Here is a 12,794-nt window from a genome sequence, read left to right as displayed (position 1 = left end):
TTGAGCCTCGTAATAAGGCTAGAACAACCTTATCTGTAAAAGCATAAAATTAGAAAAACAAAGCTCGGTGGCAAACCCATATGATGCTTTGATGGCGCAGGAAAAAGGAGACTAAAAATGTCACTTCGAATTAATGATACAGCACCAGATTTTACCGCGGAAACCACACAAGGCACAATCAATTTTCACGATTGGATTGGTGATAGCTGGGCTGTGATGTTCTCGCATCCTAAAGATTTCACGCCTGTTTGCACAACTGAACTTGGCGCCATGGCAGGTGTTGCTGGTGATTTTGAAAAGCGCAATGTAAAAATCATCGGTATATCTGTTGATCCAGTTGATAGCCACGTGAAATGGAAAGCTGACATTAAAACAGCTACCGGCCATGACGTTGATTATCCATTGATCGCTGACAGCAAGCTTGAAGTTGCAAAAGCTTTCAACATGTTGCCAGCATCGGAAGGTGACAGCTCAGAAGGTCGTACACCTGCAGATAATGCAACAGTGAGAACAGTGTTTGTGATTGGTCCTGATAAGAAGATCAAGTTGATCCTGACTTACCCAATGACAACAGGCCGTAACTTCAACGAAATCTTGCGCGCTATTGATTCTATGCAGCTGACTGCAAATCATAAAGTGGCGACACCCGCCAACTGGCAGCAAGGTGAAGATGTGATCATCACACCTGCGGTTTCCAACGAAGAAGCTACCGAAAAATTCGGTGAATTTGAAACAGTTCTACCTTACCTTCGTAAGACAAAGCAGCCTAAATAAGCTGAAGAGATAAATACGAAAAGCGGCTCATAACCTGAGCCGCTTTTTTTATGTTTAAACGAAATTGCCAGATCTTAGATCGCGCATGGCCTGATGAATTTCTTCCTGTGTATTCATCACAATTGGGCCATGCCACGCCACCGGTTCTTCAATTGGTTTTCCGGAAACCAGCAAGAAGCGCATACCCTGTTCGCCTGACTGCACCGTGATCTCATCGCCTTTATCAAAGACAACAAGCGTGCGATCGCCGCTTAAATCACGCAGGTGTACTTCTTCTCCGGCAATTTCTTTTTCCACCAAAACACCAAATGGACGAGATGCATCGCGGAAGGTGCCCGAACCTGCAAAGATATAAGCAAAGGCTGATTTATAAGTATCAATCTTAAATCGTTTCTTAGTCAGCGGTGGAACGGAGATATCCAGGAAAGTTGGCTCTGCAGCCACGCCGTCAACGGGGCCAGTTTTACCCCAGAAATCGCCAATGATCACGCGTGCTGCGGTACCATCATCATCAATCACGGTTGGAATTTCTTTCGATGCTATATCCTGATAACGCGGGTCCGTCATTTTCAAACTTGAGGGTAGATTAGCCCAAAGCTGGAAGCCATGCATCTTTCCATCCGCATCACCATGAGGCATTTCTTGGTGCATAATACCGCGCCCAGCAGTCATCCACTGAACATCACCTGCACCCATTTCACCGCAATTGCCTAAGCTATCCCCGTGCTCAACAGAACCGGCAAGCACATAGGTGATTGTTTCAATTCCGCGATGGGGATGCCATGGAAATCCGTTTTGATATTTTTCCGGATCATCATTGCGAAAATCGTCGAACAACAAAAACGGATCGGCAAGTGTTGGGTCTTGAAATCCAAATGCACGATGAAGATGAACCCCTGCCCCTTCCATGGTTGGAATGGCTTGCGATTCAGATTTAATAGGTCTGACAGACATAAATGTAATCCTCACATTCTTGGGCTTATTACAAAGCCCTGATATGCAACCAATATAGACCTATTCAAGCTTGCAACAAGCAGCGGACTTTACGACAATTTGTGTCTGAAATTGCAACAATCAGAAATACTAAGTCGACAATTCACCGAGCGGAATAGCCGTTTCATCCTTTACCTCTTCCATAATGAAGGAGGCAGATACGTCAGCAAGCGGCACTTTTTTGATCAATTTTTGATATAATCTATCATAGGCCTTTACATCGCTAACGCGCGCGCGCAGGACGTAATCAATTTCACCTGACGTGCGGTAGAAGCCAACGACTTCTGGCATCGGCATAACGGTTTTGCGCAATTGTTCAAACCAATCCGTATCGTGATTTGCCGTACGTATAAAGATCAACACTGAGAGCCCGCAACCTGCCAATTCCGCATCGAGAACTGCAACGCGTGCCTTGATGATGCCGCTGGCTTCGAGCTGTTTTAAACGACGCCAACATGTGTTGCGCGGCATGCCAATACGTTCAGATAAGGCCTCAACCGATAATGAGGCATCTTTTTGCAACTCGCTCAATATTTGAGCATCATAATGATCTTTGTAACCCATATCGGGATGTATATCCCATTTTTAGGTAAAGTAAAGAGAATTTTGAGACAACAATCTGCGCAATTCCTGCCATAATGCCCTTAATAAATAAATGGAGCAACTTATGAAAACTGGCCTTAAAACACTGTTTACTGAACACCCTAATTCGGTTGATGAAAGCTATTTCGAGCATATGGCATTTGCCGGCAAGTTTTCTTTAACGCTATTTCTTGCCGCAGGCGCTGCACTCATTCACTCGATCTTGCCATTTCTGTTTGAAAAAACAGCCGGCAATATGATCAAGGACATGTATGCGCGCATTCACAATCGCTAGACGCGGCTGACGGATTAAACGCTTAGCTCCAAAAGTTTTTGCGCAACCAGTTTTGCAAGACGCATAGCAACATCTTCCTTGGATAGATCAGGCCATGCATCCACTCCTTCATGGCCGACAATCCTCACTCTGTTGCGGTCTCCACCCATAATCCCAGTTTCTGGAGACACATCATTTGCAACAATCATGTCCGCGCCTTTTTTATTAAGCTTAGCGGTCGCATTATCAATCAGGTTTTGCGTTTCCGCAGCAAAGCCCACCACAATGGAGGGCCGTTTTTTGTGATGACCAACCGTTTTTAAAATGTCCGGATTTTCCACCAGATCAAATGTTGGAACGGATTGCCCCTTTTTCTTTTTGATCTTTTCGCCTGCAGCCCCGGCGACGCGCCAGTCAGCCACAGCAGCAACCATCACAGCAATATCGCAAGGCAATAATTGCAAAGCTGTATCTAGCATCTCCTCAGCACGTTCGATCTTGATCACATCAACACCGACCGGATCAGGAATATTCACCGGTCCAGAAATGAGCTTCACGCTTGCGCCAAGATCGGCGAGCGCAGCTGCGATTGCATGGCCTTGCTTGCCGGATGATCGATTGGCGATGTAGCGCACCGGATCAATGGGTTCATGCGTGGGTCCTGACGTGACAATCGCTGTTTTACCCAAAAGCGGCTTGGGGCGATCATCCAGGATTTCGAGCATTTTTGAGATGATTGCAAATGTATCCGACAGACGGCCCTTACCTGCTTCGCCGCTTTCTGCCATTTCGCCACTTTCCGGCCCGATGAAATGAATACCATCTGCGGACAATATTTTCGCGTTTCTTTGCGTCGCTTTGTTGTGCCACATATGTGGGTTCATTGCCGGCGCAATCAGTACAGGCTTATCCGTTGCAAGCAGAACTGTAGACGCTAAATCATCAGCTCGCCCATGAGCCATTTTCGCCATTAAATTAGCAGTCGCAGGCGCAACAACAATCATATCGCATTCACGGGCCAATCTGATATGCCCAACATCTTGCTCGTCTTCTCGCGAAAACAATTCGGTATAAACATGATCAGCTGTTAAAGCGCCAACGCTGAGCGGCGTGATAAATTCCTCTGCTGATTGGGTCATGATCGGACGCACATGCGCACCACGCTCGCGCAAACGGCGGATCAAATCTAGAGATTTATAGGCAGCAATGCCTCCCGAAATAATGAGCAGTATATGTTTATCCTGGAGCACTTCTGAACTGAAAGGGCTGAGTGCCGGGACGGATGCAGCAGTCTTTTTTGAGGATGGCGTATCTGGGGCTTGATCTAAGCCCGCCAAAATCAGACGCATCTCCTCTTCCATGGAATGGCCATTTTGCGCCGCACGTTCGCGCAGGTTTTGCTTTATATCTTCATCAAGATTTCGAATTGTCAGACTAGCCATGGCTCATCATCCTATATTTGATATCATTGCAATCAAATATAGTGGCTATTTGCAATCATTGCAATCAAATCAGATTTATAGCGATATAGACCAATGTTGCTGCAATGACCCAAAGCGCGATGCGTCCGGATCTTGAATGCCTGGCTTCAGCGCGACCAATATTTTCAGCCGTCTCATCATCAAACCGCAAACCATGTTCGGTCATATGCGAAATTTCTTCCGACATTTTCTCAGTTTGCTTGGCAATTTCTGGTGCCATACGCCCTATTCTGTGAAGCGCGATGAAACCATCTTTTACATCAGTGGCAATGCGCGCTGGACCGAGATTTGTTCTAATCCAATCGCTGACAACACCTTCAGATGCCTTCCACATATTAAAATTGGGATTAAGCGTACGCGCAACACCTTCAACCACAACCATGGTTTTTTGCAGCATGACAAGTTCAGATCTTGCTTCCATATCAAAGAGCTCTGTCACTTCAAAAAGCAGCGTCAATAGCTTTGCCATTGAAATCGTCTCAGCCGACTGACCGTGGATAGGCTCACCAATTGCGCGGATGGCCTGCGCAAAGCTCGCAACATTATGTTTTGCCGGCACATAACCAGCGTCAAAATGAACTTGCGCAACACGCAGATAATCTCGCGTGATAAAGCCGAAAATGATCTCTGCCAAAAAGCGGCGTTCTTTAAAACCTAAACGTCCAACAATACCCATATCTACAGCGACAATCATGCCGTCAGGGTCTACAAATAGATTTCCCTGATGCATATCCGCATGGAAAAACCCATCACGCAATGTGTGACGCAAGAAAGATTGGATGAGCGTTTCAGCAAGCGCATTTAAATCATGACCGGCTGCCTTGATAGCTTCAACATCAGACATCTTAATGCCGTCAATCCATTCCATTGTCAGCACATCCCGGCCCGTACGCTCCCAATCAACTTTTGGCGCACGAAATCCCGGATCGTTTTCTGTATTCTCTGCAATTTCGGAGAGAGCTGCAGCCTCAAGGCGCAGATCCATTTCTATCTTGGTCGTCTGCTCCAAAGTACGCGTCACCTCAACTGGTTTTAGACGCCGCGCAGATGGAATGAACTTTTCTTGAAGCTCTGAGACCAGATAAAACACTTCCAAATCATGCTTGAAACGTTTGCGCACACCGGGACGGATTACTTTAACAGCGACTTTTTTCTCAACGCCGTTTTCATCGATCTTCGCAGGATGTACTTGCGCCACCGATGCTGCAGCAATTGGTTCATCGATCGATACATATAAATCATCAATCTTACGACCTAAAGAGCTTTCAATCGCTTCGATAGATTGAGCACGCGGGAAAGATGACATCTGATCTTGTAGCAAACCCAGATCTGCGGCGATCTCAGCGCCCACAACGTCGGGGCGTGTCGCCAAAAACTGGCCGAGCTTTACATAGGAAGGGCCGAGCCTGCCAACACCTTTGGCCAAACGATCACTGCGCCCTGCATTTTTTTCTTTCGCCTTGCAAATATGCTCGCCGAACGCCCGAGCCACTTGGCCTCCTGCCCCATTTCTTCTGTTAGGAGCTCAGAGAGGACACCTTCGCGCACGAGCACCCAACCATCCCGAACGAGACGGAAATATGTTGCAATGGATGCCATTTAGATCTTCCAGCCTGAATGCTGAGCCGCAATACCGCCGGTGTAATTTTTATAAGACACATTAGAAAAACCAGCGCGTGAGATCATCGCAGCAAAGTCGTCCTGATTTGGAAACTTTCGGATAGATTCCACCAGATATTGGTAAGGCTCCTGATCACCGGTGATGACGCCACCAAATTTTGGGATCGCATTGAATGACCAGGCGTCATAAAATTTATCTAGGATCGGCACATCGACTTCTGAAAATTCTAAAACCAACAGTCGACCACCCCGCTTTAATACGCGAAAAGCTTCGCGCAATGCTTTGTCGATGTCCGGCACATTGCGAATACCAAAGGCAATTGTATAAGCATCAAAACTGTTGTCTTCAAAAGGCAATTCTTCAGCGTTTGCTTCAACGAATTCCAAATTATTGGACAAGTTCTGTTTTTCGGCACGCTCTTCACCAACCGACAGCATCGAACCATTAATATCCAGCACAACACCATTTGCTTGATTGCTTGATGCTTTTACAATTCGAAATGCGATGTCGCCCGTGCCGCCAGCGACATCTAAAAACCTATAGTTAGGATCTTTGCGAGGATTGAGCGTTGTGATCATCGCATCTTTCCAAACGCGGTGCAGCCCACCTGACATCACATCATTCATGATATCATAGCGCTTGGCGACTTTATGAAAAACATCATTGACCAGCGTTTGTTTTTCACCTTCTTCTACGGATTGAAATCCATAGGACGTCTGCATGCCGCCATCTGTTGAAACCCGCTCTGTAGACATGAAAACCTCTTTGCTCACCAATTACTTATTTCTTGATATAGATATAGTTTATCAAAGTGAAAAGCACTATGTGACAATTGAATCTAGACCTTAAAAATTTTTATCTGCAATTTAAGCAAATAATTCAATCTAAAGTCTGATATATGTCGGCCAATTGACGGGAGAAATCATGCCTGAATTACCTGAAGTCGAAACTGTCCGACGTGGCCTTGAACCCGTCATGCACGGGGCAAAAATCATCGATGCTGATCAAAATCGACCAGATCTTCGTTTTCCCTTTAGTGAAAATTTTGTTGAACGCATCAAAAATTGCAAGATTTTGGATATTAAGCGTCGCTCAAAATACCTGATCTTTGTTCTGGATGATGAGCTGACGATTGTTTCACATCTTGGTATGTCCGGCTCTTTCAGGATCATTCAAGGTGCAGACAAAGATCAGCCAGGCGATTTCGCGCATGAGAAATCTAAAGACAGCAAACATGATCACGTGGTATTTTATCTGGATAATGACGGTCAGAGCGCCAAGGTCATATATAACGACCCGCGACGGTTTGGGTTTATGCTGCTTATCCCACTGAATGAATTGGATGAACATGCTTATTTTAAAGATATGGGACCGGAACCTACTGGCAATGGCGTGAGCGCTGAATATCTTGCCCATAAATTGAAATCTAAAAACGCGCCGATGAAATCCGTATTATTGGATCAACGCATCATTGCCGGCTTGGGCAATATTTATGTATGCGAAGCTTTGTGGCGGGCAAAGATATCGCCAAAACGTAAAGCTTCCACTTTAGTCACAAAAGCCGGCAAACCCACAGCGAAACTGACCTCGTTAACAACTCATATACATGATGTGATCGCAGACGCTATCAAGGCCGGCGGCTCCACCTTAAATGACCACATACAAACAGACGGGAAAATGGGTTATTTCCAACATCAATTTAATGCATACGGCAGAGAAGGGGCCGATTGCCAGCACCAAAAATGTAAAGGTGTAATAGAAAGGATCACCCAAAGTGGTCGATCCAGCTTTTATTGCCCAAAGTGCCAAACCTAATTCTTAAGTGTTAGGTGTGAATCATAAAAAAAATGCTTTTGCAGATTGACCTTTTTGTACTTACCCGCTATACGCCAGCGATGAATAGATGGGTTTGGACCATCAACTAATTCTTGCTTTCGTTGAGATGTCATGTGCTAAGGCACTTTAGCCTTTGCGAAAGCTTGTTTTTGAATGAGAGAATTTTATGGCTAATACAACATCTGCGAAAAAAGCAACTCGCAAAATTGCAGCTCGCACAGAAGTTAATAAATCACGTCGTACACGTGTTCGCGGTTTCATCCGTAAAGTAGAAGAAGCAATTGCTTCAGGCGATCAAAAGGCTGCAAGCGAAGCACTTCGCGCTGCACAGCCTGAATTGATGCGCGCTGCAAGCAAAGGCGTCATGCATGCCAACACAGTGTCTCGCAAGATCTCAAGACTTGCTGCACGTGTGAAAGCAGTTTCTGCTTAATCAGCAAATACAATTTGTTATTACGCTTAACCCGGCCATGTGTCGGGTTTTTTGTGTTAGAAAATTTTTGCAGCGCAACATATTTAAACACGCGTGTTTCTGATGTGATTTTCAAACTATCACCGGATCAAAAAAATACGATTCTTGCGCGTCCCAAAAAATTACCGATGATAAATTATAGCCTATGGAAGAAGTACTATAGCGATAAATGCCAAGAATAGTGTGCCAGTTTTGACCACAAATTCGATTGACAAAAAAATGTCAAAAAAACTTCACAATGGAAATTTTTGGTTAAAAAAATTAATTCCCAATGAATCCAATAAGCTAGAAAAATCTACCCATCTCCCGCGCCCAATTTAGACACGAGTCAAGGCCCAAACGTTAAAATTTCGTAAATTTTCGAGCTTGAAATTCTTGTCCCATCCTGCATAAATAGGGACAGAAATTTTGAGGGGAAGTTTGGCGGCGGATGATATCTAATATCTAATTGCCAATCCTTCGGGGGTTTTGATCGCGCATTATTCTGATGTGCAATTTATAGTAATGAGTATTTGTAGTATCTGGGCCACGTTGCGTCTGGTGTGTTGTTTATTGTCAAATTTTAATGGGAACTCAACGTCCCCTTTTTAAAATAATGATAAACAAATCAATCAGTTGCGGATTTGAATTGAAAATTTTAATCAAATTCGATGCATGTGGCGGCGGTTTAAAAAGGGTAACGAGGGGATAATATTGGACATGATGACCAAGCGCGATGGAAATAGCTGGCAGGAACTTAACGCTAATTTCCAAATGGAAAACAATACAGTAGCTGCTTCAGTGTCATCATTACCAGTGAGCGAAACATCCATCGAAGATGCAACCAAAAATTTTGAGCGCGTTCAAAAGCGCCTAAAAGCAAAGGTTGGCCAAGAAGTTTACACCAGCTGGTTTGGTCGATTGAAACTTCATTCCGCGTCTCGCAATGTCTATCGCCTATCCGTTCCGACAACTTTTCTTAAATCCTGGATTAACAATAAATACTTAGATGTGATCACGGAACTGTTTCAAACAGAAGATGATGCGATCATGAAAGTTGAGATCGTTGTGCGCTCTGCAACACGTATTCCAACAGCGAATATGGCATCAGATGCAGATGATGCGCCAAAGCAGCTTAAAGGCCCGTCAACTCGAATTGAAGAAACAGCAAATGCGGCCCCAAATCGCATGTTTGCTTTGGATCAAAAAAGTACGATCCAGCGCAGTGATGTATCAAATGCGAAGGTGATTGGCTCGCCTTTAGATAATCGCTTTGATTTTTCAACCTATATCGAAGGCGCATCCAACCGTGTTGCGCTCGCTGCTGCGAAAACAATCTCTGAATCTGGTATGGGTGCGATACGATTTAACCCGCTTTTCATTCACAGTAATGTTGGCTTGGGTAAAACGCATTTATTGCAATCCATTGCAGCCGCTGCGAGCCAAAACAATCCCTCAACACGGGTTGTGTATCTCACCGCTGAATACTTCATGTGGCGTTTTGCATCTGCTATTCGTGATAAGGACGCCTTGTCATTTAAAGAATCTCTTCGTGACATTGATCTTTTGATCATTGACGACATGCAGTTCCTGCAGGGCAAGTCTATTCAGAATGAGTTTTGCCATCTGCTAAACATGTTACTCGATTCCGCCAAGCAAGTTGTTGTTGCCGCAGATAGAGCACCATGGGAACTTGAATCACTTGATCCTCGTGTTCGCTCCCGCTTACAGGGTGGTGTGGCTATCGAGATTGAGGCTCCGGATTACGACATGCGTTTACGCATCTTGAAAAACCGTTTGGAAATCGCACAGCAGAGCGATCCAAACTTAGATATTCCGGAAGCGATTTTAGCACATGTCGCCAACACAATCACATCAAGCGGCCGCGAACTAGAAGGTGCATTTAACCAGCTTATGTTCCGTCGTAGCTTTGAACCGGATCTAGACATTGAGCGCGTTGATGCGTTGCTGGGACATTTGGTCAACACGGGTGAACCTAAGCGTGTTCGGATTGAGGATATTCAACGCGTTGTTTCACGCCATTTTAATGTGTCGCGTCAGGAGCTTGTTTCCAATCGCAGAACACGCGTCATCGTTAAGCCACGCCAGATAGCAATGTATCTGGCAAAAACAATGACACCGCGTTCTTTCCCGGAAATCGGTCGTCGTTTTGGTGGCCGTGATCACACAACAGTTCTTCATGCTGTTCGTAAAATTGAAGACCTTATGAACAAGGATTCAAAACTTTCGCATGAAGTTGAGTTGCTAAAGCGTCTGATCAACGAATAGAGCCTTCTTGGCCGCAAAAGCGGCCATTACTGGGGAAAGCATATCCTATATATTTTGTTTCTCTTGCATTTCACCAAGGGAATCGGCAAATTGTAAATCCGGTTGTACGATACAATCTGGAGGCAATTTTCTTGCTTCGTCCGAAATTTGGCTGACATTGGCTTCAACAATATTGGTATATGATCATGCGTGTTACTTTAGAGCGTTCAAACCTGTTAAAATCCCTCAACCACGTGCATCGCGTAGTTGAGCGTCGTAACACCATTCCGATCTTGTCAAATGTCCTGCTTCGCGCAAATGAAGCGAGCCTTGAGATGAAAGCAACTGACCTTGATTTAGAAATCACCGAGGCGACAGCTGCGATGGTTGAACAAGCGGGCGCGACAACAGTGCCTGCACATTTGCTTTATGACATTGTTCGTAAATTACCTGATGGTGCTGAAGTGCTTTTGTCCACTGATGCAGATGGTAAAACAATGACGGTTGCATCTGGCCGCTCAAACTTCTCTTTGCAATGTCTATCAGAAGCTGATTTTCCTGATCTACCTGCTGGTGCTTTCAGCAATACCTTCCGCATCGCATCTACAGACATCAAAATGCTGATCGATCGCACGCAGTTCGCGATCTCAACGGAAGAAACACGCTATTATCTCAATGGTATTTTCATTCACACAATCGACACAGAAAATGGTTTAAAACTTCGTGCGGTTGCAACGGATGGACACCGTCTGGCACGTGCAGATATTGATGCACCAAGTGGTTCAGAAGGCATGCCCGGCATCATCATTCCGCGCAAGACTGTGGGTGAGCTGCAAAAGCTTGTTGATGATCCAGATCTATCTATTACCTTTGAAGTGTCCGAGGCAAAAATTCGCCTTACAATCGGAAGCGTTGTCATGACGTCAAAACTTATCGATGGAACCTTCCCTGATTATCAGCGCGTTATTCCATCAGGTAACGATAAAAAGCTATCGCTTGATTGCGCTATTTTCTCGCAAGCTGTTGATCGCGTTTCAACCATCTCTTCTGAGCGCGGCCGTGCTGTCAAACTCGCATTGTCAGATGGTCAACTAACGTTAACTGTCAACAATCCAGATTCTGGAACTGCGACAGAAGAATTAGCCGTTGGTTATGATGATGATCCAATTGATATTGGCTTTAACGCGAAATACCTCTTGGACATTACCAATCAGCTGTCTGGTACAGATGCTGTATTCTTATTAGCTGATCCGGGTTCACCAACACTTGTTCATGATACTGCCGGTGATGATGCGCTTTATGTCCTCATGCCGATGCGCGTTTAAAGGCTTGTTTAAAAGGCGCTTTGATAAGTGACCGATAAAGTTCACATCACACAGCTTAAGCTTGATAAGTTTCGAAACTATCTCACTCTAAAACAAGATTTTAGTTTTCATCATGTGGTGTTAACGGGTGAAAACGGGTCCGGCAAAACCAATTTAATGGAAGCTGTTTCCTTGCTTACTCCTGGTCGCGGCATTCGGCGCAGTGCCTATGTCGATTTTCCTTATCGATCAACACTTGGACAAGAAGACGTATCAGAGGGCAATGGTGCATTTTCTGTATTTGCCAAAATTGAGGGTATGATTGGTGAGGTTGATATTGGTACGGGTCTAAGCATTGATGAGCCTGGATCACGGCGCATTCGTATCGATGGTGTAAATACCAAAACAAATGATGAATTGCTCGATCATGCGCGTATTTTATGGTTGACCCCAGCCATGGATGGATTGTTCACAGGAGGTGCAGGTGATCGCAGGCGCTTTTTAGACCGATTGGTTTTGGCAATTGATCCAAGCCATGGCAAGCGCTCACTATCTTATGAACGCGCTATGCGCAGCCGCAATAAATTACTGTCAGAAGGCCGATTAGATCCTGTATGGCTTGACGGTATTGAGCAACAAATGGCGGAACTTGGCATTGCGATCGCTTCTGCCCGTCATGAATTTATCAATATGCTCAGCGGGCTTGTGAATGTAAATTCTGAGGATGAGAGTTTCCCGAAAGCACTTTTGAGCCTTGATGGATTTGAGATGGGTGAAAGTGATCTACCTGCGGTAGATAAAGAGCAAAACTTCATTGAATATCTTCGTGATACCCGCTATCGCGATGCTGCTGCGGGTCGTTCGCTAAGTGGTCCGCATAAAGCAGATCTGATTGTGTTTCATGACAAGAAAAATATGCCCGCGGGAAGCTGCTCAACAGGCGAGCAAAAAGCACTGCTCATCGGTCTCATCTTAGCGCATGCGCGGCTGGTAAAAAACCTTACTGGCTATGCGCCCATCCTGTTACTGGATGAAATCGCAGCGCATTTGGATGAAAAACGGCGTGCTGCGTTGTTTGACTTAATTGATAATTTAAACTGTCAGGCCTTTATGACAGGCACTGATAGAACTATGTTCAATGCATTGGGCGATCGCGCGCAATATTTTAGTGTTTCAGATGGGCAACTTACCGCAGTTGGTTAGGCTAGTA

At 45.1% G+C, this 12,794-nt stretch carries 11 protein-coding genes and 1 pseudogene; 7 read left to right on the top strand and 5 right to left on the bottom strand.

Features of this window, described 5'->3' with window-relative positions; all coding sequences use genetic code 11:
* Window positions 1–117: 117 nt before the first annotated feature.
* Entirely contained in the window at window positions 118–774 is a 657-nt protein-coding gene (locus ACZ1GZ_RS04500; RefSeq protein WP_472667283.1) for a peroxiredoxin, read from the top strand.
* A 54-nt stretch (window positions 775–828) separates the two neighbouring features.
* Here ACZ1GZ_RS04500 and ACZ1GZ_RS04495 read toward each other — a convergent pair whose 3' ends face one another.
* A complete protein-coding gene (locus tag ACZ1GZ_RS04495; protein ID WP_472667282.1) occupies window positions 829–1,728 on the bottom strand; it encodes a pirin family protein in 900 nt (299 codons plus the stop codon).
* 129 nt (window positions 1,729–1,857) lie between these two features.
* Complete coding sequence (locus ACZ1GZ_RS04490; RefSeq protein WP_472667281.1) at window positions 1,858–2,331, bottom strand: Lrp/AsnC family transcriptional regulator; 474 nt, start codon at window positions 2,329–2,331, stop codon at window positions 1,858–1,860.
* A gap of 103 nt (window positions 2,332–2,434) precedes the next feature.
* Between ACZ1GZ_RS04490 and ACZ1GZ_RS04485 the strand changes: the two genes are divergently transcribed.
* On the top strand, window positions 2,435–2,644 hold the full coding sequence (locus tag ACZ1GZ_RS04485; RefSeq protein WP_472667280.1) for a DUF6356 family protein: 210 nt from the start codon (window positions 2,435–2,437) through the stop codon (window positions 2,642–2,644).
* A gap of 14 nt (window positions 2,645–2,658) precedes the next feature.
* Here the strand turns inward: ACZ1GZ_RS04485 and coaBC are convergent, their stop codons facing one another.
* The 3 genes and pseudogenes from coaBC to ubiE form a co-directional block, all read right to left on the bottom strand.
* The gene (coaBC, locus tag ACZ1GZ_RS04480) at window positions 2,659–4,065 is read right to left on the bottom strand and encodes a bifunctional phosphopantothenoylcysteine decarboxylase/phosphopantothenate--cysteine ligase CoaBC (RefSeq protein WP_472667279.1); all 1,407 of its coding nucleotides are present in this window, start codon (window positions 4,063–4,065) and stop codon (window positions 2,659–2,661) included.
* A gap of 64 nt (window positions 4,066–4,129) precedes the next feature.
* Window positions 4,130–5,703, bottom strand: a pseudogene (gene ubiB, locus ACZ1GZ_RS04475) (2-polyprenylphenol 6-hydroxylase).
* Window positions 5,704–6,480, bottom strand: a complete 777-nt coding sequence (gene ubiE, locus ACZ1GZ_RS04470) for a bifunctional demethylmenaquinone methyltransferase/2-methoxy-6-polyprenyl-1,4-benzoquinol methylase UbiE (protein WP_472667278.1) — start codon at window positions 6,478–6,480, stop codon at window positions 5,704–5,706.
* Between the two features lie 169 nt (window positions 6,481–6,649).
* On the opposite strand from ubiE, the gene mutM reads away from it, so the two are divergent.
* The 5 genes from mutM to recF all read left to right on the top strand — a co-directional run bounded on the left by mutM (window position 6,650) and on the right by recF (window position 12,787).
* Entirely contained in the window at window positions 6,650–7,540 is an 891-nt protein-coding gene (mutM, locus tag ACZ1GZ_RS04465; RefSeq protein ID WP_472667277.1) for a bifunctional DNA-formamidopyrimidine glycosylase/DNA-(apurinic or apyrimidinic site) lyase, read from the top strand.
* 187 nt (window positions 7,541–7,727) lie between these two features.
* Window positions 7,728–7,994: a 30S ribosomal protein S20 gene (gene rpsT / locus ACZ1GZ_RS04460; RefSeq protein ID WP_472667276.1), complete on the top strand. Its 267-nt coding sequence runs from the start codon at window positions 7,728–7,730 to the stop codon at window positions 7,992–7,994.
* Between the two features lie 819 nt (window positions 7,995–8,813).
* Window positions 8,814–10,301, top strand: a complete 1,488-nt coding sequence (gene dnaA, locus ACZ1GZ_RS04455) for a chromosomal replication initiator protein DnaA (RefSeq protein WP_472668230.1) — start codon at window positions 8,814–8,816, stop codon at window positions 10,299–10,301.
* Window positions 10,302–10,486: 185 nt separating this feature from the next.
* Window positions 10,487–11,605: a DNA polymerase III subunit beta gene (gene dnaN, locus ACZ1GZ_RS04450; RefSeq protein ID WP_472667275.1), complete on the top strand. Its 1,119-nt coding sequence runs from the start codon at window positions 10,487–10,489 to the stop codon at window positions 11,603–11,605.
* Between the two features lie 27 nt (window positions 11,606–11,632).
* Window positions 11,633–12,787: a DNA replication/repair protein RecF gene (gene recF / locus ACZ1GZ_RS04445; RefSeq protein WP_472667274.1), complete on the top strand. Its 1,155-nt coding sequence runs from the start codon at window positions 11,633–11,635 to the stop codon at window positions 12,785–12,787.
* Window positions 12,788–12,794 lie beyond the last annotated feature (7 nt).

This window comes from Lentilitoribacter sp. JB5-8, from assembly GCF_055693385.1.
The sequence above is the reverse complement of the archived record's forward strand: the minus strand, read 5'-3'. Positions and strand labels throughout refer to the sequence as shown.